The organism is Litoreibacter janthinus (assembly GCF_900111945.1).
GTDB classification, from domain to species: domain Bacteria; phylum Pseudomonadota; class Alphaproteobacteria; order Rhodobacterales; family Rhodobacteraceae; genus Litoreibacter; species Litoreibacter janthinus.
In genome coordinates this window covers 2,057,006-2,078,819 of record NZ_FOYO01000001.1, presented here as the reverse complement: position 1 = coordinate 2,078,819, position 21,814 = coordinate 2,057,006, and the positions used below count along the sequence as shown (strand labels likewise).

Here is a 21,814-nt window from a genome sequence, read left to right as displayed (position 1 = left end):
ATTTCACTAGCATCAGGCAAAAGGAATTCTTCAATGGAAACCACCCTCAAAGCGCTTATTGCCACCCATTCCGGTGATCTCCCTGCGATCGGTGCGCCCGGTCGCAGCTGGCTTAGCTATGACGGCCTGCGCGCCCTTGGTGTCGAAGTTGCGCAGGCGTTGAACGGGATGGGTATTGATGCGTCCGACCGTGTGGCGATCGTGCTGCCCAATGGCCCTGAAATGGCGTCCGCCTTTGTGACTGTCGCCCAAGCCGCAACGACCGCCCCGCTCAACCCTGCCTATAAGGAAGAGGAATACGCATTTTATCTAGAGGATTTGAAAGCCAAGGCGCTGATCTTGCAGGACGGCGATGACGGACCTGCATTTGCTGCGGCCAGCAAGCTTGGCATGAACATCATTCGCCTGTCCGTCCCCGAGGGGGCTGCCGCGGGTCACTTCATGCTGACCTCCGACATTTCTGCCGACGCCGCCGACAAGGCACCTCTAGCGGATGATGTCGCCTTGATCCTCCACACGTCCGGCACCACGTCGCGCCCCAAAATCGTGCCCCTCCTGCAATCCAATGTCGCGGCCTCGGCCCAACATGTCCGAGAGTCGTTGAAGTTGACCCAAGCGGATCGTTGCATGAACGTCATGCCCCTTTTCCACATCCATGGTTTGATTGCTGCCGTCTCTGCATCGCTGGCCTCTGGTGCCTCCATTTGGTGTGCTCCGGGCTTCGATGCGCTTAAGTTCTTCGGCTGGATGAAGGAAGCGCAGCCCACGTGGTACACAGCCGTGCCAACCATGCATCAGGCCATCCTGTCGCGTGCGGCGCGCAATTCGGATGTCATCGCCGACACACCACTGCGCTTCTTGAGGTCATCATCTGCGTCGCTGCCCGCACAGGTCATGCGCGCTCTGAACGAAACTTTCAACGCGCCCGTCGTCGAGGCTTACGGGATGACGGAAGCCGCGCATCAGATGGCCTGCAATCCACTGGAATCCGGCACGCAAAAGCCAGGCGCGGTTGGCATCCCGGCAGGCCCCAGAATGGGCATCGCACATGAGGCCGAAAATCACCTGATCGAGGGAACCGGCGAAGTGGTCATCTCTGGCCCCAACGTCACGCCGGGTTATGAAAGCAACCCTGATGCCAACGAAAAGAACTTCTTTGAGGCAGATGGCGCGCGCTGGTTCCGCACTGGTGATCAGGGGGCCTTTGACGCGGATGGATATTTGCATCTGACGGGTCGCCTCAAAGAGATCATCAACCGCGGCGGAGAAAAGATCAGCCCTCTTGAAGTCGACGGCGTGCTTCTGGATCACCCGGATGTGGCACAGGTCGTTACCTTTGCACTGCCCCACCCCAAACTGGGAGAGGAAGTCGCTGCAGCTGTGGTCCTCAAAGACGGTGCGAGTTCGACCGAACAGGACATCCGCAGCTTTGCCGCCGAGCATATCGCCGATTTCAAGGTGCCTCGCAAAGTCATCATCATGGACGAAATCCCGAAGGGTGCGACGGGTAAAATGCAGCGCATCGGGTTGGCTGAAAAGCTTGGTCTGGTTGCGGAGTCCGGCCAATGAAAATCTGCATATTCGGTGCCGGAGCCATCGGCGGCTACATGGGGGTAAAGCTGGCACAGGCTGGCGCTGACGTGAGCCTTGTTGCGCGCGGCCCGCATCTTGCGGCCATGCAGGAGAAGGGCCTAACGCTGATCGAAGAGGATGGCGCCCCACAGACAGTCAAGGTTAACGCCAGCGACAACCCCGCCGATCTTGGGCCGCAAGACTACGTGATAATCACGCTCAAAGCGCACTCGGTGCCTCCAATCGTGCCGAAGGTGCAGCCGCTGATCGGGCCAGATACGACCATTGTCAGCGGCGTTAATGGTGTCCCTTGGTGGTATTTCCACAAAATCGGGACCGAACTGGAGGGGACGCGGCTGGAAACCGTTGACCCGGGCAACGCACAATGGAACGGCTTTGGGCCAGACCGTGTTTTGGGCTGTGTCGTCTACCCTGCCGCGGAAGTATCCGAACCGGGAACGGTCAAGCATATCGAGGGCAACCGTTTCAGTCTGGGCGAACCTGACGGCAGCAAGTCGGAGCGCGCAATGGCTTTGTCCAAGGCGCTTGGCGCTGCTGGTTTGAAAGCCCCGGTGCGCCCGCATTTGCGCGACGAGATCTGGGTAAAGCTTTGGGGAAATCTGTCGTTCAATCCGATCTCGGCCCTCACTCACGCGACGTTGGACGTGCTGTGCACGGACGAAGGGACACGCGCTGTTGCACGCAACATGATGATCGAAGCGCAGCAGATCGCCGAGAAGATGGGTGTCAAATTTCCGATTGACGTTGACCGGCGGATCAATGGCGGTGCCGCCGTCGGGGCGCACCGCACTTCAATGTTGCAGGACCTCGATCAGGGTCGCCCGATGGAGATCGACGCGCTCGTGGGCTCGGTGCAAGAATTGGGCCGCATTACGAATACGCCGACACCGACGATCGACACAGTTCTAGCGCTGACCAAACTGCGTGCGCGCAGCGCAGGGCTGTATGGTAGTTAATGCACTCTGAATGCGGGGCAGCTGACCATCTTGCTGGGCTAATCGCGATCTGAACGAACACCTAGCTGTCGTCGCGAGAGCTCCGGCTACGCCTATGTGATCAGAAGGCGCCTTTTGCATTGCTTCAACATCACCTCGAACGCGGCAATCAAAGGAGCCAAGCTCAAGTGCCTTCCCGCAGGGCGTGCTATCAGGCTCTGCCCAGCAAATCCCGCGCAATGCGCTCGAAGATCGCGCAGCCGACTGGGATCAGATCGTCGGGAAAGTCGTAATCTGGATTGTGCAGCGCTGCGTAGTTTTCCCCCGGCCCCAAACACAGCATTGCTGCTTTGGCCCCCCAACCGAAAACTCCGAAATCCTCAGATGCGCGCATCGGCACGCCTACATCACCATGTGCCACGCCTATCGCGTCCATCGCTTCCGTCGCGACTTTGAAGGCGTCTGGATCGTTGATCGACGCGGCGAAGTGATCCGAGATGCTAAATTCCACCGCTAGCCCGAACTCTTGCGCGACGTGTGCAGAGACGCTTCGGGCATCTGCCTCGATCTGCGCCATTCCGTCATCCATTGCCGAGCGCAACGTGGCGTAAATCACCGCCTCGCCCGGCGCCACGCCAAAGGTCGGTTCCCCAATCTGAGCATGGGTGAGCGTGACGAGCCGGAAGTTCTCGTCAAGGGCGCCCCCTTCCCCCAAGGCGTTCAACGCAGGGATCAGTTTTGCCACAGCCAGTGCCGGAGATACTCCGTCTTCTGGGTCTGCCGCATGAGCCGTCTTTCCCGTCAATTTGATCTGCAAGCCCAAAGAGGCGCAGTTTACCAGCCCCGGACACGTCGCGACATAACCGAAAGGCCGTCCGGGCTCCACATGAATGGCAAAAGCCCAGTCCGCTTGGATATCTTGAAAGGCCGGATCAGACACCACAGCACGTGCGCCGCTGCCATCTTCCTCGGCGGGTTGAAACATCAAAACGACGCGGCCTTTTGCGACGGGCTGGCGGGACAGCAACCGCCCCAGAGCAAGCAGCATAGTCATATGGCCGTCATGCCCGCAGACATGGCTCTTGCCGGAAACCCGTGACGCCCATGCGATGTCATTGCGCTCTTCTATAGGCAGTGCGTCAAGCTCCGCGCGGAAAAGCACAGTCGGCCCAGCCACGCCACTGTCGAACACCGCCGCGACCCCGTGACCGCCTAACCCTGTTATGATCCGGGTTGGCGCCATCGCCTTCAGGGCAGACACAACTGTACGAGCGGTTTCGACTTCTTCGCCCGACAACTCAGGGTGACGGTGAAGCTCACGACGAAACTCGGTCAGTTCAGTCAGGTCAGAATTTGTCAGCATCGGTTCACTTGGGTTAGCTCCAGCCATATCGATCAACCCAACGCCTAAATCAGATTGAATGACAGTGCCAGATGGCTAGGTTTCCAAAACCGTTTTGATCTGCGATCGAAGCGCTGGCAACAACTCTGTCTCAAACCACGGGTTTTTGCGGATAAAAGCATTGTTGCGCCAAGACGGATGCGGAATGACGAACCTATCCGGCGCGTGGTCACGCCAGTTCCGAACAGTCGCCGTCACGCCCTGCCGCTTGGCCTCTTCCCCCAAATACCAGCGTTGCGCATAACCGCCGATGATAATGGTCGTAGTCACATTTGGGAGCACAGCATGGGCCGCCTGCCGCCACGTTTTGGCGCATCGAGGCGGCGGTGGCAGATCCGCCCCTTTGTCGTCATAGCCGGGAAAGCAAAACGCCATTGGAACGATAGCAATCTGTGATTGATCGTAGAACACGTCGCGCGACACCCCAAGCCAGTCGCGCAGCCTGTCGCCCGATCTGTCATCGAATGGAACGCCTGACTGATGTACTCGCATGCCCGGCGCCTGCCCCGCGATAAGGACTTTCGAAGAACTTTTGAACCACGCAACAGGCCGCGGCGAGTGGGCGCTCTTGGTGTTTGCGAACTGCTCGGCGCATAGGCGGCAGGCCTGAATTTTCGCCGTCAACTCCGATGCCGTTTCAGACACTCTCAACCCCTTGCGCCGACAACAATCTCACCAACATCTGAGATATCAGAGGGATCGGCAAGGGCGCGGCGCAATATCACCGAAGCCGCGCACAAACTTGTTCTCGGCAAAGCCCGAAATGCGGCCCCACTTTGACAATGCGCGTTTCGCCGCGCGCACCGTTTTTCGCTTGCTTGCCCTTTGCTTGCCTGACACGTTACCGCCCGATCCATTTTGTTAAGCGACGCCCTTGAATTGAGCGTCACCGATAGAAAACTGACACGGGAAAAGATGCATGAAACAACCGGTGGACAAGTCTGGCACCCACGACATCCCGGGAACCGTCGAGGAGAGCCTTCGCCATGCGATCTCGCCCATCGAGGACATCATCGAAGACGCCCGCCAAGGCCGGATGGTCATTCTCGTAGACCACGAGGACCGCGAAAACGAAGGCGACTTATACATTCCCGCTGAAAAATGCACACCAGAAGCCGTGAACTTCATGGCGACCCATGGACGGGGGCTAATCTGCCTTACGCTTACGTCAGACAGGGTAAACGCACTTGGTCTGCCGCAGATGGCGCGGGCGAACTCCATGCGCCATGAGACTGCCTTTACCGTATCGATTGAGGCGCGTGAGGGGGTAACAACAGGCATCTCTGCATATGACCGTGCGCAAACCATTGCCGTTGCAATAGACCCCGACAAGGGGGCGCAGGATTTGGCCTCCCCCGGGCACGTATTCCCGCTGCGCGCTCGCGACGGCGGGGTATTGGTGCGCGCCGGCCATACCGAAGCCGCAGTCGATGTGTCCCGCCTTGCAGGTTTCGGCCCGTCCGGCGTGATTTGCGAGATCATGAACGATGACGGCCACATGGCTCATCTGCCGGATTTGATTGAATTCGGCAAACGGCACGGCCTGAAGATCGGAGCTATTTCCGATCTCATTGCCTATCGCCGCCGCCACGACAATCTGGTGCGCGAAACCATGTCCCAGACCGTGACCTCGGTCTATGGTGGCGAATGGATGATGCGCGTGTTTACGGATCAGGCCGAAGGCGTCGAGCATATCGTGCTGACCAAAGGCGACATCACCACACCCGAGCCCGTTCTGGTGCGCACCCATTCCTTGAGCCTACTCGAAGATGTTCTTGGCATCGGCAACGCGTCGTCAGGCGAGTTGAACCGCGCCATGGAGCTTGTCGCCCAAGAAGGGCGCGGTGCGGTTTGCCTGTTCCGTGATCCGCATGTGAAGCTCATCCGTGAAGACGACACCGGCCCGCGCACGATCAAGCAGATCGGTCTTGGCTCGCAAATTCTGTCCTCCATGGGGCTGCACAAGCTGATCTTGCTCACCGACAAACCACTGACTCGCTATGTCGGGTTGGAGGCATATGATTTGGAGATCGTCGGCACCCGTCCGATCACCGGCACCTAAGCTGGTTTAACGCGGGTTTCCGCCCCAAGGGCCGCGGACAGATCGGCAGCGGCGGTTGTGACGGCCTTGGCCAGTTCTCGCGTCTGTTCAATCGACATGCGGCTCAGAGGGCCGGATACCGAAATTCCCGCGACCGCCTCTCCGTGCCAGTCGAACACGGCGGCGGCAATGCAGCGCATCCCTAGGTTCTTCTCCTCGTCATCGACGGAATATCCGCGTGCGTGGATCTCGGTTAGGTCAGCGCGCAAGGCTCCAGCGTCGGTGTGCGTCTTGTCGGTAAACCGCTCCAAGGGCGCCGCAGCCAACACACGCGAAAGTCGGTCTGCCGGCATCTCGGCCAACAACGCCTTGCCAATCCCCGACGCATGCATCGGCGACAGTGTCCCAGGCGGGAAGAAGGCCCGGATCGACGCGTGGCTTTCCACCTGACTGACGAAAAGCACATGTGCGTTGCGTGCGATACCAAGGTTGGCGGTCTCTCCGGTTATCTCCATCAGGCGTCGCAAAATCGGTCTGGCGCGATCCACCAAAGATGTCCGCCGCAGATACCGTGTGCCAATCAAGAAAGCGCGCGGGCCAACATGCCAGAGCTGCCCGTCTGCATCAAATTCCACCAGCTCCCTGCTCTGCAGCGTTACCAAAATACGGTAAACGGTGGCGGCCGATTCACCAAGGTCACTTGCCAGTTCAGACAGGGTCGCGCCTTGGAGCGTGGACAGGTAGTCGAGCACGCCCATCGCCCGATCGAGAGACTTGATCGTGTTCTGGCTTGTCTTGTCGTCCCACGCTCTGGGACGACCGCGATTGCGGTGTGTTTGGGCTTCATCGAAAAAGTCTGACACAGGATATCCGTTTTATGAAAATTGATTTCGCCATATGAAAAATTACAACCATCTGTAATTTATCAATATTTCTGACACATACCATTTTTGAAAGCATTTTACAAAAAAATTGTGAGACGCGCCCCCTCGTCCTAGAACCGTTGAAACCAAGAGGAGATGGTCAGATGAGTTTCCAGAATCCAGTTTTCATTCCTGGGCCCACAAATATGCCCGAATGCCTGCGCCGCGCTTGTGACATGCCAACGCTCGACCACCGCTCGAGCCTGTTTGCGGAAATCCTGCATCCCGCTCGCGATGGTGTTCGGCAGGTCATGAAGGCCAGCGACGCAGAGATATTTATCTTTCCGTCGACCGGAACAGGCGGCTGGGAAACAGCGATCACGAACACACTCAGCCGAGGGGACACAGTTTTGGCGGCGCGCAACGGAATGTTCAGCCAGAAATGGATCGACATGTGCCAACGCCACGGGTTGAACGTGAAGATCGTCGAGGCGGCATGGGGCGAAGGCATTCCGACCGACCAGTTTGAGGAAATCCTGACCGCAGACAAAAACCATCAGATCAAAGCCGTTCTGGCCACTCATAACGAAACAGCGACGGGCGTCCTTTCTGACATTGCAGGCGTCCGAGCCGCCATGTCAGCAGCACAGCATCCTGCCTTGCTTTTCGTGGACGGGGTCAGCTCCATCGGATCTATGGATTTTCGCTTTGACGATTGGGGCGTTGATGTTGCCGTGACTGGATCACAAAAGGGGTTCATGTTGCCTGCCGGTTTGGGAATTGCCGGTTTTTCACGCAAGGCGATGGACGCCGCAAAAACCGCAGGCCTTCCGCGCACCTATTTCGACATCCGCGACATGTCAAAGGGCTACGCGGCAAATGCCTACCCCTATACACCAGCCGTCGGATTGCTGAATGGCTTGAAGCTCGCGTGCGGGATGTTGCTGGACGAAGGTCTGGACGCGGTGTTCGCTCGTCATGCCCGCATCGCAAACGGTGTGCGCGGCGCGGTGGAGGCTTGGGGGTTGGAGCTTTGCGCCGTTCGCCCAGAGCTCTATTCCGATACGGTCAGCGCTATCCGCACGCCCGAAGGCTTCGACGCAGGGCGGATTGTCAGTCACGCCTCCCAAAACTACAGGGTCGCCTTTGGCGTTGGTCTGGGACTGGTTGCGGGTAAGGTGTTTCGCATCGGGCATCTTGGTAGCCTGACGGATGTGATGACCCTGAGCGGCATCGCGACGGCCGAGATGGTTATGGCCGACCTTGGGCTGGACATAACTCTTGGCTCCGGCGTCGCCGCCGCTCAGGAAATCTACCGCAGCACTGCCGCACCGATGGTCTTGGCCGCAGAATGATGGAGTGCGTGATGACAGACAGATCTGAGGCGATACTTCCAACATTTGATGATGTGATCGTGGCCCATGAACGGATCAAACCCTACATTCACCGCACTCCAGTCCTGACCTCCCGATTTATGAACGAGTTGACGGGGGCAAAGCTGTTCTTCAAATGCGAGAACTTTCAGAAGGCCGGCGCGTTTAAAGTGCGTGGTGCATCTAATGCTGTATTCGGCTTGAGCGAAGCGGAGGCCGCAAAGGGCGTGGCAACGCATTCTTCGGGCAATCACGCGCTGTCGCTGAGCTACGCCGCAGGACAGCGCGGCATCCCATGCCATGTGGTGATGCCGAACACTGCGCCAGAGGCGAAGAAAGCAGCGGTGCGCGGCTATGGCGGTCTCATCACGGAATGCGAGCCGTCCACGAGTTCGCGCGAGGCTGTTTTTGCGGAGGTGCAAAGCCGAACGGGCGCGAATTTCGTACACCCTTACAACGACCCGCGGGTGATCGCCGGTCAGGCAACCTGTTCGCGCGAGTTGCTGGAACAGGTCGAGGGTCTGGAGGCAATCATTGCCCCTATCGGCGGCGGCGGCATGATCTCTGGCTGTTGCCTAACGCTGTCGCGCCTCGCTCCGAAGATGGAAATTTACGCCGCCGAACCGGAACAAGCTGACGACGCCTACCGGTCCTTCAAAGCAGGCCGCATCATCGCAGACGATGCGCCGGTGACGGTCGCCGACGGACTGAAAGTCCCCCTTAAGGAAAACACGTGGCACTTCGTTTCGCGCTACGTCACCGACATTCTTACCGCCTCTGAAGAGGAAATCATCGAGGCAATGAAGTTGACGTGGCAGCGCATGAAGATTGTCATGGAGCCAAGTTGTGCTGTTCCTTTGGCCACCATCCTGAAGAACCCCGCCACCTTCCGCGGGAAGCGAGTCGGCGTGATTATTACCGGCGGCAATGTCGACCTTGATAAACTGCCATGGATGAACGGTTGACCACATACTGAACGCGCCTGCCCTAACACATATCGGAGAGTTACAATGAAAGACGCGATGAACCTGAGCGAGATGGAAGTCGGCTATGACATCCCCGCGCTGCCCGGCATGGATGAGGCTGACATTCAGACCCCCTGCCTTTTGCTGGACCTTGATGCGCTGGAACGGAACGTCAAGAAGATGGGCGATTATGCGGCCGTTCACGGAATGCGCCACCGCGTGCATGGCAAGATGCACAAGTCGGTCGATGTGGCATTGATGCAGGTCGCACTTGGCGGCGCGTGCGGTGTGTGCTGCCAGAAAGTCAGCGAGGCTGAAGTATTTGCCCGCGGGGGGATCACCGATGTGTTGGTTTCCAACCAAGTGCGCGACCCCGCCAAAATCGACCGCCTCGCCCGAATGCCGAAGCTGGGCGCCCGCACGATCTGCTGTGTGGACGACATTGCGAATGTCGCCGATCTCAGTGCGGCCGCGCAGAAGCACGGCACGCAAATCGAATGCCTGGTCGAAATCGACTGCGGCGCGGGACGCTGCGGCGTAACCACCACGGGTGGCGTTGTCGCAATTGCCAAGGCAATCGAAGCCGCGAGCGGCCTGAAATTCGCAGGCCTCCAAGCCTATCAGGGCGCAATGCAGCATCTCGACAGCTACGACGACCGCAAAGCCAAAATCGATGTCGCCGTGGCGATGGTGAAAGACGCTGTGGACAGCCTGAAGTCCGAGGATTTGGACTGCGATATTGTCGGCGGCGGCGGTACCGGCTCCTACTATTTCGAGTCAAATTCCGGCGTTTTCAATGAGCTCCAATGCGGCTCCTATGCGTTCATGGATGCCGATTACGGGCGCATTCTGGACAAGGATGGCAAGCGCATTGACCAAGGCGAGTGGGAGAACGCGCTGTTCATCCTGACCAGCGTGATGAGCCACGTCAAAGCCGACAAAGCCATCGTCGACGCAGGTCTCAAAGCGCAGTCCATCGACAGCGGCCTGCCCGTCGTGTTTGGCCGTGACGATGTCGAGTACATCAAATGCTCGGACGAGCACGGGGTCGTCTCTGACCTGAACGGCGCGCTCAAGGTGAATGACAAACTCAAACTGGTTCCGGGTCACTGCGACCCCACCTGCAACGTACACGATTGGTATGTCGGCGTCCGCAATGGCAAGGTCGAGACGCTGTGGCCTGTGTCTGCGCGTGGGAAGGCCTACTGATGGGCGGGATGCAGACCGATGCGCACAAGCTGACCATTGTCCCCGAGGGTATGATTGCCGATCTTCTTACCAGACAAGCAGCCTTTGACGCCGTCGAAAAGGTCTTCGCCTCCATGGCATCCGGCGAGGCCAGAAATTTTCCAGTGGTCCGCGCGGCACTTGGTCATGAGGACGCACTTTACGGCTTTAAAGGTGGGTTTGACCGAGCGGGCGGCGTGCTGGGGCTGAAGGCTGGCGGCTACTGGCCCCATAATCTGGAGCGTCGCGGGCTGATCAACCACCAGTCGACCGTCTTGTTGTTTGATCCCGACAGCGGTCGTGTCAACGCAATGGTCGGCGGCAACCTCCTGACGGCCTTGCGCACCGCGGCTGCATCTTCGGTGTCGATCAAACATCTGGCGCGGGATGATGCTAAAACTCTGGGGATGATCGGAGCCGGTCATCAGTCGGCATTCCAACTGCGCGCGGCGCTTGAGATCCGTGATTTCGAGAAAGTCATCGGTTGGAACCTGCACCCCGACAAACTGGGAAGTCTGGCGCAAGTGGCCAAAAGCATGGGCGTCCCGTTCGAGGCTGTTCCGTTGGAGCGCATGACCGAGGCCGATGTGATCATTTCCATTACCTCGAGCTTTAACGCCGTTTTGATGGCAGATCACGTCAGTCCCGGAACTCATGTGGCCTGCATGGGTACAGACACAATTGGCAAGCAAGAGGTCGAAGTCGCCCTTCTGGCAAAGGCGTCAGTGTTCACCGATGAGGTCGCTCAGTCGGTCTCTATTGGTGAGGCACAGCACGCCATTTCTATGGGCTTGATCACTGAGACTGATGTGAAGCAAATCGGTGCTGTCATCAGTGGCAGTCACGTTGGTCGGCAGTCGGATGACGAGATCACCCTGTTCGATGGCACGGGCGTCGGGTTGCAAGACCTGGCAGTTGCAGACTCCATTGTGAAAGCCGCCGTAGCGCAAGGATTGGCGACAGTGGTGCAGCTTTAGCGAAGCGCTTCATTGTCACGTAACTCACAAGCTTGCCGCAAGACACCAAATAACGGCGTGAAACCGGTTGCAAAAATGGAGACCTAGCCAGTAGTATCGACTGCAATCCGCCGCGCCTCGCGGCGCAGAGGCAACCGCGAGTATTGCGATCCATGGTCCCGACATTGAAAGATGTGGCAGAGCGCGCAGGCGTGTCCCGCTCCGCCGTGTCGCGCACCTTCACCGAAGGCGCGTCGGTGTCAGACAAGATGCGCCGCCGCGTTGAGAAGGCGGCGGGCGAGCTTGGCTATAGCCCGAATGCCTTGGCCTCCAGTCTGACAACAGGCCGCACAAAGCTGATCGGGCTGGTCTCGAACAACTTTCATAATCCGATCTTTCTGCAAGTATTCGACCTGTTCACCCGTGGGCTTCAGGCACAGGGGTTACGCCCGCTGCTGGTGAACTTGACGGATGAGACAGATCCCGCGAATTCGGTCCGGATGCTCAAGCAATACTCGGTGGATGGGGTGGTAGTCGCATCCTCCACCCTGCCCCCCGGTTTCGCCAAAGCATTTCGCGACGCAGGCATGCCCGCCGTTCATTCCTTCGGGCGTCATAGCAGCGCGCCAGAGGTGCACGTTGTCGGAATTGATAACGTCGCCTCAGGACGAATGGCCGCCCAAACGCTGATCGCGCGCGGGTATCGTAACGTTGGATTTCTGGGCGGCCCAGAGATGGCAAGTTCAACCCAAGACCGGCTGAACGGCTTTATGGATCAAGCTGCGAAACAGCATGACCTGTCCGCAAGTTACTCTTTCGCGGAAGCTTACACCTTCGAGGCCGGTCGCCGCGAAATGCTAAGACTTCTGGAAACGCAACGCGCGGAGGCGTATTTCTGTGGCGACGATGTTCTGTCCATTGGGGCGTTGTCTGCAATTGCGGACCAGGGCTTGTCGGTGCCTGGAGATATCGGCATTCTTGGCCTCAATGATATGGAGATGGCAGGCTGGGAGAATATCAATCTGACGACCATCCGGCAGCCGATCCAACAGATCGTGGCCTCGTCAATCGAACTGATGGTGGCGATGCTCGACGAGCCGGACCGCTATCCTGAGGCCCGTCTCTTTGCCACTGAGATCATCGAGCGCGGGACGCTGCGCCCGATCTTGCCCTAGCCGCCCGTCGCCGCAACCGAAGCCCGTTAACGGAACATCGGAGGGCGGGCATCCATCCAAACGCCGCCGTCCTTGGCCGAAGCCACAGCGGTGTGCACCGCCGCCATGGACCGCACGCCGTCCGAGGCGTTGGGCAAGCCCTCACGCACTTCGCCCCGGATCGCGTCCGCAAGGTCGCAATAGATGTTCGCCACGGCCAAAGGGAAGCCCTCGGGGTGCGCGATCGACACGCGGGACAAGCGTTGGGCGTCTTCATGCAGCCCCCCTTCGCCCTTTTCTATGATTTGGGTACGGCCACCAACTGGTGTGTAGATCAGCTGGTTCGGCTGCTCGGACGCCCAGCGGAGCCCGCCAGTTTCGCCAAACACCTGAATGTCGAACCCGTGCTGACGGCCGATGGCTACGGACGAGGTCCAAAGCCGCCCAACAGTGCCGCCCTCCATACGGAAGTTGAGCATGGCATCATCTTCCAACTCGCGGCTTGAAATGGTGGACGCGAAATCGGCAGATAAGGTGCGCACCTCGTCGCGGCAGATAAAGCTTGCCATGTGTAAGGCGTGGATGCCGCAATCGGCAAACTGACCCGACACGCCTGCCATTTTGGGGTCATAGCGCCAACGAACGCGTGGATTTTCGGCGTCTGTCGCGTCGCCATGATGGCCGTGGCTGAAGTTCGTGACAACCAGACGCACCTTGCCGATCTCTCCGGCGCCAACCATCGCGCGGGCTTGCCGCACCATCGGATAGGCCGAGTAGCAATAGTTCACCGCGCAGATTTTGCCGCTTGCCTCGGCCACGCGAACGATCTCTTCGCCCTCTTCCACTGTCATAGTCATCGGCTTTTCGCACAGCACGTTGAACCCGGCTTCGAGGAAGGCTTTGGTGATTTCGAAATGCGTCGAATTCGGCGTCGCGACAGTGACCAAGTCCACGCGGTCAGCGCGGTTCTTTTCACCGGCGAGCATCTCTTGCCAATCGCCATAGGCGCGATCTGCGGCGATGCCCAGCCGCTGAGCGTAATCGCGACCTAGATCGGCCCTGTGATCCAAAGCCCCTGCAGCGAACTCGAACAGACCGTCCGCTTGCGCACCCAAACGGTGCGCTGGTCCGATCTGGCTTCCTTCGCCGCCACCGATCATCCCCCATTTCAGCTTTGCCATGTTCTTCTTCCTTCAGATTTCAAAAAAGGTTGCAGATGGTCATCTAAAAATCAGCGACGTCCTGCCAGGATTTTGTTTCAGATGACGCCAGTGCTGCGGCAATGATCTGGTTGACCTCCATCCCGTCTTGGAATGTCGGCCAGATGGATTTGCCTTGGTCAATCGCTGTCAGAAAGTCTTTCGCTTCGATGATGATCTGATCCTGATAGCCAGTGCCATGCCCCGGCCCTTGGCAAAACGGCTCGTAATCCGGATGCGCGGGACCTGTCAGGATCTTCGTGAAACCGCGGGTCGCATCGGGGCCATCCATCCGGTAGAGCCACAGCGCGTTCTGGTCTTCCTGATCAAAGCGGATCGCACCCTTTGTGCCTGTGATCTCGTAGGCGTAACCCATTTTGCGGCCCGTCGCGACGCGGCTGAAGAACATCTGCCCCATAACGCCGCTCTCGAACCGGCACATCATCTGCGCCTGATCGTCGTTGGTGACTGTGCCACCGGGTCGTTCGCTGTGGACGGTCTCCACTTCGGCAATCAAACGGGTGATCGGCCCGATCAGCGCGAGCGCGCCGTTGATCATATGAGGCGCCAGATCACCCATAGTGCCATTGCCCATACCCGTCGTGCGCCATGTCGCAGGGGATTGCGGGTCGGCAAGGAAATCTTCCGTATGCTCCCCACGGAACCACGTCACCTCCCCGATCTCGCCAGACGCGATGAGCTGGCGCGCGTATTGGCTGGCGGGTGTCCGGATATAGTTAAAGCCAACCATGTTAACGCAGCCACTGGCTTGCGCTGCGGCCACCATCGCGCGACTGTCCTCCAACGTTGCGCCAAGGGGTTTTTCGCAGAACACCGGCTTGCCCAAGGCGAACGCGGCTTCCGCGGCGGCGCGGTGGGTGGTTTGGGGCGATGCGATGATGACAGCTTCCACCTTGGGATCGTTCACCAACCTGTTCCAATCATCCGTTCCCCGAGCGAAGCCGAAATTCTGGCGGTACTTTTCAGCGGTTTCAGCGCTGCTTGCGCAGACCATTTCCAGCCTTGGGCGTAACGCGGTGTTGAAGACAGCCCCGACGGCCGCCATGGCCACAGCATGTGCTTTACCCATGTAACCACCACCGATGATTCCGATGCCGATTTCGGTCATAACGCCCTCCCCGTTCAATTTGAATTTGCAACCGGTTGCAAATTTCGTATCCTAGGATTCGAGTTATCACAAGTCGGAATTGACAGGACATGCAGAGCTTGGCGCGCCTCAGGTGTAGCGGCAAGCTTCATGAGCTTGGTCACCTCCTCAACCAGCGAAAGCGCACCTGATGGTTTTAGATGGCATCGCTAAAAAGAACTTCGTCATTGTTGGCCGTGTCGGGATGGATTTAATGCCGGACCCGCCCGGAACCCGTACCCAAGACGCACAAACAATGATGGTTGCGATGGGAGGCTCCTCGGCCAATATTGCGGCGGGGCTGGGACGGCTTGGATGCAAGGCCGCGCTGGTCACATCCGTGTCGGATGATGCCGTCGGGCGGTATTGCCTGAACCAATTGGCGCAGTACGGTATCAACAGCACATATGTGAAGAAGATCACTGGCGAGAGTAGAACCTCGCTGGCAGTCTCCGAGACCCGCCTCGAAGAGCACCAGACCGTTATCTACCGCAACAACGCCGCCGATTTTCAGATGACCACCGAAGATGCGGAGGCTGTGGATTACTCCCAGTTCGGTGCCTTGATCACCGCAGGAACCGTCTTTGCCGCCGAGCCGTCTCGCTCCGCCACTTTCCGCGCGTTTGAGCTGGCCCGTGAAGCGGGCTTACCCATCATCTTCGACGTGGATTACCGCCCCTACAGCTGGCCTTCGCCAGAAGTGGCACAAGACGTGCTGTCGCGTGCCGGAGCCATGTCCGACGTCATTGTCGGGAACGACGAGGAGTTTGGATTCATGGCCGGCGACATCAGCAAAGGGCTGGATAAGGCACGTGAGCTAGCCCGATCCGGCGCAGCTATCGTGGTTTACAAAAAAGGCCCCGAGGGGGCGACAACATTCGCAAATGGCGATGAAATCCACACGGGAATCTACCCTGTCGAGGCGGTCAAACCCACTGGTGCGGGTGACAGCTTCATGGCGGGTATCATGGCGTCCCTTGCCGAGGGTCTCCCTATTCGGGACGCCGTTCTACGCGGTTCTGCCTGCGCCTCAATCGTCGTATCCAGACCCGGATGCGCCCCAGCCATGCCCACGCCTGCCGAGCTTGAGGCCTTTCTGGCCACGCATCCCGGCCCCACACAACCCTGAGAGGATCTTCCATGCACATCCCCCCCTTTGACAACCAGAACAAGCCAATCGTCGATGCCGGTGACGCGCTGGTTCCACTGAACTACTTCAACATCGTCAAACTCAGGAAAGGTGAGGCGTTCGAGTATCAAGTGCCGGGCTTCGAGACATGCATCGTGCCCGCCACGGGGACCGTGGATGTCGAGATCGAGGGCGTTCACTTCAACGGTTTGGGCAATCGCGGCGAAGATGTATGGGACGGCGAGCCAGAGGGCGTCTACGTGCCCGTCGGCTCCAAGGTAACGATTGTTTGCACATCTGACGCGACCGAAACCTTCATCGCTGGCGCCAAATTTGACAAGGTTCTCGAGCCGTTCGACGTGCGGGGCGACGGGATTGATCTTGTGCAATACGGCTCTGATGACACCAAAACCCATCGCAAGATCAAACATATTCTGGGTGCGCGCCACCATGACAAGGTGGGCCGTCTCTTGGTCAGCGAGCTGTTTACCGTCGGTCAAGGCGGCTGGTCTGGCTTCCCGAGCCATAAGCATGACACCGACCGCCTGCCAGACGAGACCCGCCACGACGAGACCTACAACTTCCGGTTCAAGCCGAATTACGGCTCTGGGGTGCAAATGCTCCAGCGCGAGGACAACAAGCCGGGGGATGCGTATCATATCATGGATGGCTCCACGATCTGTCTGGATAAGGGCTACCACCCCTGCGCTGTTCTGCCGGGCTACGAGATGTATTACTTCACCATTTTGGGCGGGCTAAGCCAGCGCTCTCTTGTTCAATATTTCCAACCGACCCACGCCTCCCAGATTGAAACGATCCCGGGCATCAAGGACATGATCGCGAAGTTCAAATGACACTCGCGACGCTTTCTGAAGTCCTTCAACCCGCATTGAAGGGCGGGTATGCCGTCGCGGGTCTGGTCACCTTGGGTTGGGAAGATATGCGCGCCTATGTGGCAGCCGCAGAGGCGGAAAACGTGCCGTTGATCTTGCAGGCTGGCCCCTCTTGCAGGGGACACACGCCGCTGCCGGTTTTGGGGGCGATGTTCCGCTATCTTGCGGAGACTGCGAGCGTGCCGGTCGTGACCCATCTCGACCATGGCTACACCATGGACGAGTGCAAACAGGCGTTGGACGCTGGTTTTACCTCACTCATGTTCGACGGTTCACGCCATCCGCTTGCGCAGAATATCGACGAGACGGCTGCCATCGCCGAAATGGCACATGCGGCAGGGATGTCCTGCGAGGGCGAGATCGGCTTTGTAGGATATGCGGGTGGTGCGGCGTCTGCCGGAACCGACCCTGCCGAGGCCGCCAAATTCGCCCGTGAGACAGGTGTGGACGCCATGGCGATCTCGGTCGGGAACGTCCACCTTCAGCAAGACAAGGCGGGCGGTTTGGACGAGCCTCGCATCCGCGCCATTGAAGCCGTCACCGATGTGCCGCTGGTCATCCATGGCGGCTCTGGCGTTCCAATGGCGCAGCGCACGACGCTCGCTCGCGGCTCCAACATATGCAAATTCAACATCGGGACAGAGTTGCGCATGGTCTTCGGCCAAGCGCTGCGCGAGGCCGTTGCGAAAGACCCCGCCAGATTTGACCGTGTGTCGATCCTGCAAGAAACCCACGATCCAATCGTAGCCGCGACACGCGAGGTGCTACGCGCGTTCAAACCTGTGGGCGCTTAACCCGCGTGCGACAATGCGCTAATCACGCCGCGAAGCTCTGCCAGTCCCCGCAAGCGACCGATCAGCGGGTAGCCGGGGATCAGGTCGCGGGAAAGGTCTGACAACATGTGATGGCCGTGGTCGGGGCGGAAGGGGATCAGATGATCCGCGCGCCCAGCGTCCAGCCTGCGGGCCTGCTCGTCCAGCAACACGCGGACCAGCGCCACCATATCGGTATCGCCCTCAAGGTGTGCGGCCTCTTCAAACGAGCCGTCCGGATCTTTCGCGACATTGCGCAAATGGGCAAAATGGATGCGGTCCGCGACACGCGCTGCGATAGCAGGAACGTCGTTCGCAGGATTGGCCCCCAACGAGCCGGAGCACAGCGTGATCCCGTTGGCGGGGCTGTCATGAGCGGCAAGGATCCAATCCAGATCGTCCCCGTTCGACACGATGCGTGGCAGCCCCAAAATGTCACGTGGCGGATCATCGGGGTGTACGCAAAGCTTGACGCCCAACTCCTCAGATGTTGGCACAACTTCATCCAGGAAGCGCTTGTAATTCCTTCGTAATCCCTCACGCCCCACACCGTCATATGTCGCCAATGCCTGACGCAAACCGGCCACGTCGTAGCGATCAAACGCCCCCGGCATTCCAGCCATAATCGACGCCAGCAAGCTGTCACGATCAGCCTCTGTCGCCTGCTGAAACCAGCTTGCGGCCTTGGCGCGGACATCGTCGGGATAGTCGTCTTCGGCGTCTTGGCGCCCGAGCATATGGATCTCGAATGCCGCCATCCGCACCGCCTCAAACCGCAAGCACGTTGCCCCACCCGCGACAGGTGCGTTGAGATCGGTTCGGGTCCAATCCAGCAGCGGCATAAAGTTGTAGCAGATGGTCGTGACACCTTCGCCCGCCAGATTTGCCATAGACTGACGGTAGTTGGCGAAGAGCGCGGACAGGTCGCCCTCCCCCTTTTTGATGCGTTCATGGATCGGCAGGCTTTCGACGACGACCCATTCAAAGCCCCCAGCCTCAACACGGGCTTTCCGCGCCGCAATGGCATCAGACGGCCAAACCTCGCCATAGGGGATTTCATGCAAGGCGGTCACGATGCCTCGCGCGCCTGTTTGGGCAATCTCTTCCAGCGAGATTGCGTCCAAGTCTCCATACCATCGCCAGCTTTCAATCATGGGGTCACCTCAAATACCGCAGCGCGTGCGCCCTCTTCCCAAAGCAGCGTCGCAGCCTCGGTGACAGGCGCAAGAAGGCGTGGGGCCAAATCTGCAGGAAAGACGCCCTGCACTGCCAACAAGGCCGCGACCTTGTCAGCAGGAGTGTCTGCAGCCGCCGAAAGCTCTTGCAAACGGGGCGCGAGTGGATCGCGCACATCGATCGGCTGGCCTGTTTCGTCCTGACCGCCGACATAGCGCATCCATGCGGCCACAGCGAGCCAGAGCCCCGGCGTCTCCCGCCCAGCATCCAGGGCTTCTCGCAGCGTGCCCAATATGCGTTGCGGCAGCTTTTGACTGCCATCCATCGCAATCTGCCATGTGCGGTGTTGAATGGCCGGATTGGAATAACGCGCGAATAAGGCGTCCGCGTAGTCTGGCAGGCTCACGCCGGCAGGCGCGACCACGGCAGGCATGATTTCCGCCCAAAGCTGCCGCACATAGGCGGCAAAGACGGGATCGGCCATGGTCTCGGAAATCGTCTCGTGCCCCGCCAAGTAACCCGTGTAGGCCAGCGCGGAATGGGTGCCGTTCAGCATCCGCAATTTCATATGCTCATGCGCGGTGACATCAGCCACCAATTCAACGCCGGCTGCCGCCAGGTCTGGACGCGCACCGTCTACAAAATCATCCTCTACAACCCACTGCGAAAACGGCTCGTGCATGACGGGCGCGTCGTCGCGCATACCTGTCAGGCGCTCCACTTTTTCGATGTCGGCATCGGTCGTTGCAGGGGTAATACGGTCCACCATCGTACAGGGAAAACGGCCGTTTGACTTGATCCATTCGGCCAAAGCGGGATCAACGCGCTGCGCAAATTCCAGCACCAAGCCACGCACCAGTTTGCCGTTTTCTGGCAGGTTGTCGCAGCTTAGAATCGTAAACGGCTGATTTCCGGCGTCGCGTCTGCGTTGGAGCGCACGGACCAGAAAGCCGATGGCCGAGACGGGAAACGGCGCGGTCAGGTCATGCTGGATGTCGGGGCGATCGAAGTTCAGCGCGCCAGTTGCGGGGTTGTGGCAATAGCCCTTTTCGGTGACCGTCAGGGTGACGATTTTCACCTCGGGATTAGCCATCGCGGCCAGCACAGCGTCAGGATTCTCTGGCGCGACGAGAACGCCATTCAAAACATCGACGACCCGAGCCACCTCCTCCGTCGCGCCAAGGCTGACGGCGGTATAAGCCCAATCCTGATCGCGGAGCGCATCGCGAGTGGCAGGGCTGCGAAGCGAGACGCCAACAACGCCCCAGTCGCCACCGGATGCCGCCATCGCATCGGCGATGTAGATGCAGCCATGAGCGCGAAAGAACGCCCCTAGCCCCAGATGGACGATTCCCGTCGCGGGTTTTGGAGGAAGTGTAATTTCAGCGGGCAAGCCAGCCTCCATCGACATTCAAAACAGCGCCATGGATATAGGCAGCAGCGGGTGAGCATAGGTAAGCCACCGGACCTGCGATATCTTCGGGCGCACCCCAACGTCCTGCGGGGATGCGGTCCAGAATGGCTCTGTTGCGCTCTGGGTCCGCGCGCAAGGCTTCGGTATTGTTGGTGTCGACGTAGCCCGGGGCCACGGCGTTCACATTGATGCCCTTCGCCGCCCACTCATTCGCAAGCAGTTTGGTTAACCCAGCAACTCCGTGTTTCGACGCTGTGTAGGACGGCACACGGATCCCCCCCTGAAATGACAACAGCGAGGCCACGTTTACGACCGCGCCCTTTCCGCCAGAAGCAAAGACCGACTTGGCAAAGGCCTGCGTGGTGAAGAAGAGCGCCTTCAGGTTCACGTCCATGACATCGTCCCAATCCGCTTCGGAAAACTCGACCGCGTCCGCGCGGCGGATGATGCCCGCGTTGTTGACGAGGATATCATAGCCTTCCCCGTCAAAGAGACCTTGGCCCGCCATCGGATCAGCAAAATCCACCAGAAGCGAGGAAGCATTGCCCCCTGCCTGAGTGATCGTGCCTACGGTTTCGTCACATGCGCGACGCCCCGCACAAACGACGCTGGCACCTTCTCGCGCGAGTGACACGGCGATGGCTTGACCGATGCCCGTATTGGCCCCTGTCACCAGCGCCTTGCGCCCATTGAGAGAGTAAACGCTCATCGCAAATCCCCGATCGCAATCATATCCATATCAGTGAAATCGACATTGTCGCCCGCCATTGCCCAGCAGAAGGTGTAGGACGACGTGCCGGCACCCGCATGGATGGACCACGGGGGTGAAATCACCGCTTCCTCGTTGGCCATGATGATGTGCCGAGTCTGGGTTGGCTCCCCCATCATGTGAAAGACGCGTTGTTCCTCTGGCAGCTGGAAGTACAGATATGCCTCCATTCGCCGGTCATGGGTGTGTGCTGGCATCGTGTTCCAGACAGAGCCTTGGGCAAACTGGGTGTAGCCCATGACCAGTTGGCAACTGGGGTGAACATCTGGATGCAGTAACTGGATGATGACACGCTCGTTGGCGGTTTCGGGCGCGCCCATCTCTACCCGTCGCGCGTCGGCGAGCTTGATGAGGGTCGTGGGATAGGTTTGATGCGCGGGGGCAGACAGGATGTAATAGCGCCCGTTGCCAGAGAACGTCACAGGCCCCGACCCCATGCCGATATAAAGCACTTCGCCGTTATCGATCTGATATTTTTTTCCCCCGACTTCGACCGTGCCCGCGTCGCCGATATTCAGAACGCCCATCTCCCGTCGGTCCAAAATCGAGGGTGTCCCCGCTTCCGCAACCTTATCAAGCGTCAGCGCCCCGCCTTTCGGAACTGCAGAGCCGAGGATCAATCGGTCATAGTGGCTATAGACCAGGCTTATCTCGCCATCGGCGAACAAGCCGCCAACATGGAAATGGTCTCGCAACTGGTCCGTATCCAAGGTTTTGGCAGTCGCCGGATCGATGGCGTAACGGGATTGGGTTTTCAGCATGGGGT

20 protein-coding genes are annotated in these 21,814 nt (G+C 59.1%); 11 read left to right on the top strand and 9 right to left on the bottom strand.

The genetic code is table 11. From position 1 onward, the window contains the following. Window positions 1–33 precede the first annotated feature (33 nt). A complete protein-coding gene (locus BM352_RS10405; RefSeq protein ID WP_090216443.1) occupies window positions 34–1,569 on the top strand; it encodes an acyl--CoA ligase in 1,536 nt (511 codons plus the stop codon). After that, on the top strand, window positions 1,566–2,549 hold the full coding sequence (locus tag BM352_RS10400) for a 2-dehydropantoate 2-reductase (RefSeq protein ID WP_090216439.1): 984 nt from the start codon (window positions 1,566–1,568) through the stop codon (window positions 2,547–2,549). The genes BM352_RS10405 and BM352_RS10400 overlap by 4 nt, the downstream gene beginning before the upstream one ends. A 190-nt stretch (window positions 2,550–2,739) precedes the next feature. On the opposite strand, the gene BM352_RS10395 is transcribed toward BM352_RS10400, so the two are convergent. Then, window positions 2,740–3,891: an amidohydrolase gene (locus BM352_RS10395; RefSeq protein ID WP_090216436.1), complete on the bottom strand. Its 1,152-nt coding sequence runs from the start codon at window positions 3,889–3,891 to the stop codon at window positions 2,740–2,742. Window positions 3,892–3,966: 75 nt separating this feature from the next. After that, entirely contained in the window at window positions 3,967–4,575 is a 609-nt protein-coding gene (locus BM352_RS10390) for a uracil-DNA glycosylase family protein (protein WP_090216433.1), read from the bottom strand. Window positions 4,576–4,849: 274 nt separating this feature from the next. Between BM352_RS10390 and ribB the strand changes: the two genes are divergently transcribed. Continuing rightward, window positions 4,850–5,992: a 3,4-dihydroxy-2-butanone-4-phosphate synthase gene (gene ribB / locus BM352_RS10385; RefSeq protein WP_090216430.1), complete on the top strand. Its 1,143-nt coding sequence runs from the start codon at window positions 4,850–4,852 to the stop codon at window positions 5,990–5,992. On the opposite strand, the gene bhcR is transcribed toward ribB, so the two are convergent. Beyond that, on the bottom strand, window positions 5,989–6,834 hold the full coding sequence (gene bhcR / locus BM352_RS10380; protein ID WP_245780964.1) for an HTH-type transcriptional regulator BhcR: 846 nt from the start codon (window positions 6,832–6,834) through the stop codon (window positions 5,989–5,991). The genes ribB and bhcR overlap by 4 nt on opposite strands. 164 nt (window positions 6,835–6,998) lie before the next feature. Between bhcR and bhcA the strand changes: the two genes are divergently transcribed. From bhcA to BM352_RS10355, 5 genes are all read left to right on the top strand, one after another. Beyond that, complete coding sequence (gene bhcA, locus BM352_RS10375; RefSeq protein ID WP_090216427.1) at window positions 6,999–8,189, top strand: L-aspartate--glyoxylate aminotransferase BhcA; 1,191 nt, start codon at window positions 6,999–7,001, stop codon at window positions 8,187–8,189. Between the two features lie 11 nt (window positions 8,190–8,200). Beyond that, window positions 8,201–9,172 carry a beta-hydroxyaspartate dehydratase BhcB gene (gene bhcB, locus BM352_RS10370; protein ID WP_090216424.1) on the top strand — a complete coding sequence of 324 codons (972 nt, stop codon included), beginning with the start codon at window positions 8,201–8,203 and terminating at the stop codon, window positions 9,170–9,172. Window positions 9,173–9,217: 45 nt separating this feature from the next. Beyond that, the gene (gene bhcC / locus BM352_RS10365) at window positions 9,218–10,381 is read left to right on the top strand and encodes a 3-hydroxy-D-aspartate aldolase BhcC (RefSeq protein WP_090216421.1); all 1,164 of its coding nucleotides are present in this window, start codon (window positions 9,218–9,220) and stop codon (window positions 10,379–10,381) included. Window positions 10,382–10,410: 29 nt separating this feature from the next. Then, entirely contained in the window at window positions 10,411–11,376 is a 966-nt protein-coding gene (gene bhcD / locus BM352_RS10360; protein ID WP_090220103.1) for an iminosuccinate reductase BhcD, read from the top strand. A gap of 152 nt (window positions 11,377–11,528) precedes the next feature. Continuing rightward, window positions 11,529–12,530, top strand: coding sequence for a LacI family DNA-binding transcriptional regulator (locus tag BM352_RS10355; protein WP_090216419.1), 1,002 nt, complete (start codon window positions 11,529–11,531; stop codon window positions 12,528–12,530). A 26-nt stretch (window positions 12,531–12,556) separates the two neighbouring features. Here BM352_RS10355 and BM352_RS10350 read toward each other — a convergent pair whose 3' ends face one another. Beyond that, window positions 12,557–13,690: a Gfo/Idh/MocA family protein gene (locus tag BM352_RS10350; protein WP_090216417.1), complete on the bottom strand. Its 1,134-nt coding sequence runs from the start codon at window positions 13,688–13,690 to the stop codon at window positions 12,557–12,559. A 43-nt stretch (window positions 13,691–13,733) separates the two neighbouring features. Then, window positions 13,734–14,837: a Gfo/Idh/MocA family protein gene (locus BM352_RS10345; RefSeq protein ID WP_090216414.1), complete on the bottom strand. Its 1,104-nt coding sequence runs from the start codon at window positions 14,835–14,837 to the stop codon at window positions 13,734–13,736. 169 nt (window positions 14,838–15,006) lie between these two features. Here BM352_RS10345 and iolC point away from each other — a divergent pair, with 169 nt between their 5' ends. The 3 genes from iolC to BM352_RS10330 are packed head-to-tail and all read left to right on the top strand — an operon-like array spanning window position 15,007 to window position 17,671. Beyond that, window positions 15,007–15,984: a 5-dehydro-2-deoxygluconokinase gene (gene iolC / locus BM352_RS10340; RefSeq protein ID WP_175500660.1), complete on the top strand. Its 978-nt coding sequence runs from the start codon at window positions 15,007–15,009 to the stop codon at window positions 15,982–15,984. An 11-nt stretch (window positions 15,985–15,995) separates the two neighbouring features. Further along, on the top strand, window positions 15,996–16,838 hold the full coding sequence (locus tag BM352_RS10335) for a 5-deoxy-glucuronate isomerase (RefSeq protein ID WP_090216408.1): 843 nt from the start codon (window positions 15,996–15,998) through the stop codon (window positions 16,836–16,838). Further along, window positions 16,835–17,671: a class II fructose-bisphosphate aldolase gene (locus BM352_RS10330; RefSeq protein ID WP_090216405.1), complete on the top strand. Its 837-nt coding sequence runs from the start codon at window positions 16,835–16,837 to the stop codon at window positions 17,669–17,671. The genes BM352_RS10335 and BM352_RS10330 overlap by 4 nt, the downstream gene beginning before the upstream one ends. Here the strand turns inward: BM352_RS10330 and uxuA are convergent. Genes uxuA through kduI form a run of 4 tightly spaced genes read right to left on the bottom strand, consistent with a single transcriptional unit; the run spans window position 17,668 to window position 21,809 of the window. Beyond that, complete coding sequence (gene uxuA, locus BM352_RS10325) at window positions 17,668–18,843, bottom strand: mannonate dehydratase (protein ID WP_090216402.1); 1,176 nt, start codon at window positions 18,841–18,843, stop codon at window positions 17,668–17,670. The genes BM352_RS10330 and uxuA overlap by 4 nt on opposite strands. Continuing rightward, the gene (locus BM352_RS10320) at window positions 18,840–20,246 is read right to left on the bottom strand and encodes a mannitol dehydrogenase family protein (RefSeq protein ID WP_425434553.1); all 1,407 of its coding nucleotides are present in this window, start codon (window positions 20,244–20,246) and stop codon (window positions 18,840–18,842) included. Before BM352_RS10320 ends, uxuA begins: the two co-directional genes overlap by 4 nt. Before the next feature lies 1 nt (window position 20,247). Continuing rightward, window positions 20,248–20,988 (bottom strand): 2-dehydro-3-deoxy-D-gluconate 5-dehydrogenase KduD, encoded by a 741-nt coding sequence (gene kduD / locus BM352_RS10315; protein WP_090216395.1) that lies wholly within the window; start codon window positions 20,986–20,988, stop codon window positions 20,248–20,250. Then, window positions 20,985–21,809 (bottom strand): 5-dehydro-4-deoxy-D-glucuronate isomerase, encoded by an 825-nt coding sequence (gene kduI / locus BM352_RS10310; protein WP_090216392.1) that lies wholly within the window; start codon window positions 21,807–21,809, stop codon window positions 20,985–20,987. Before kduI ends, kduD begins: the two co-directional genes overlap by 4 nt. Window positions 21,810–21,814: the final 5 nt, after the last annotated feature.

Excerpts from the sequence above, each read along its gene's own strand:
- bhcB (WP_090216424.1), top strand. The coding sequence starts at position 8,201 with ATGACAGACAGATCTGAGGCGATACTTCCAACATTTGATGATGTGATC.
- BM352_RS10335 (WP_090216408.1), top strand. The coding sequence starts at position 15,996 with ATGCACATCCCCCCCTTTGACAACCAGAACAAGCCAATCGTCGATGCC.
- bhcA (WP_090216427.1), top strand. The coding sequence starts at position 6,999 with ATGAGTTTCCAGAATCCAGTTTTCATTCCTGGGCCCACAAATATGCCC.
- BM352_RS10405 (WP_090216443.1), top strand. The coding sequence starts at position 34 with ATGGAAACCACCCTCAAAGCGCTTATTGCCACCCATTCCGGTGATCTC.
- kduD (WP_090216395.1), bottom strand. The coding sequence starts at position 20,988 with ATGAGCGTTTACTCTCTCAATGGGCGCAAGGCGCTGGTGACAGGGGCC.
- BM352_RS10400 (WP_090216439.1), top strand. The coding sequence starts at position 1,566 with ATGAAAATCTGCATATTCGGTGCCGGAGCCATCGGCGGCTACATGGGG.
- iolC (WP_175500660.1), top strand. The coding sequence starts at position 15,007 with ATGGTTTTAGATGGCATCGCTAAAAAGAACTTCGTCATTGTTGGCCGT.
- BM352_RS10355 (WP_090216419.1), top strand. The coding sequence starts at position 11,529 with ATGGTCCCGACATTGAAAGATGTGGCAGAGCGCGCAGGCGTGTCCCGC.
- ribB (WP_090216430.1), top strand. The coding sequence starts at position 4,850 with ATGAAACAACCGGTGGACAAGTCTGGCACCCACGACATCCCGGGAACC.
- BM352_RS10395 (WP_090216436.1), bottom strand. The coding sequence starts at position 3,891 with ATGCTGACAAATTCTGACCTGACTGAACTGACCGAGTTTCGTCGTGAG.
- bhcC (WP_090216421.1), top strand. The coding sequence starts at position 9,218 with ATGAAAGACGCGATGAACCTGAGCGAGATGGAAGTCGGCTATGACATC.
- BM352_RS10345 (WP_090216414.1), bottom strand. The coding sequence starts at position 14,837 with ATGACCGAAATCGGCATCGGAATCATCGGTGGTGGTTACATGGGTAAA.
- kduI (WP_090216392.1), bottom strand. The coding sequence starts at position 21,809 with ATGCTGAAAACCCAATCCCGTTACGCCATCGATCCGGCGACTGCCAAA.
- BM352_RS10330 (WP_090216405.1), top strand. The coding sequence starts at position 16,835 with ATGACACTCGCGACGCTTTCTGAAGTCCTTCAACCCGCATTGAAGGGC.
- uxuA (WP_090216402.1), bottom strand. The coding sequence starts at position 18,843 with ATGATTGAAAGCTGGCGATGGTATGGAGACTTGGACGCAATCTCGCTG.
- BM352_RS10350 (WP_090216417.1), bottom strand. The coding sequence starts at position 13,690 with ATGGCAAAGCTGAAATGGGGGATGATCGGTGGCGGCGAAGGAAGCCAG.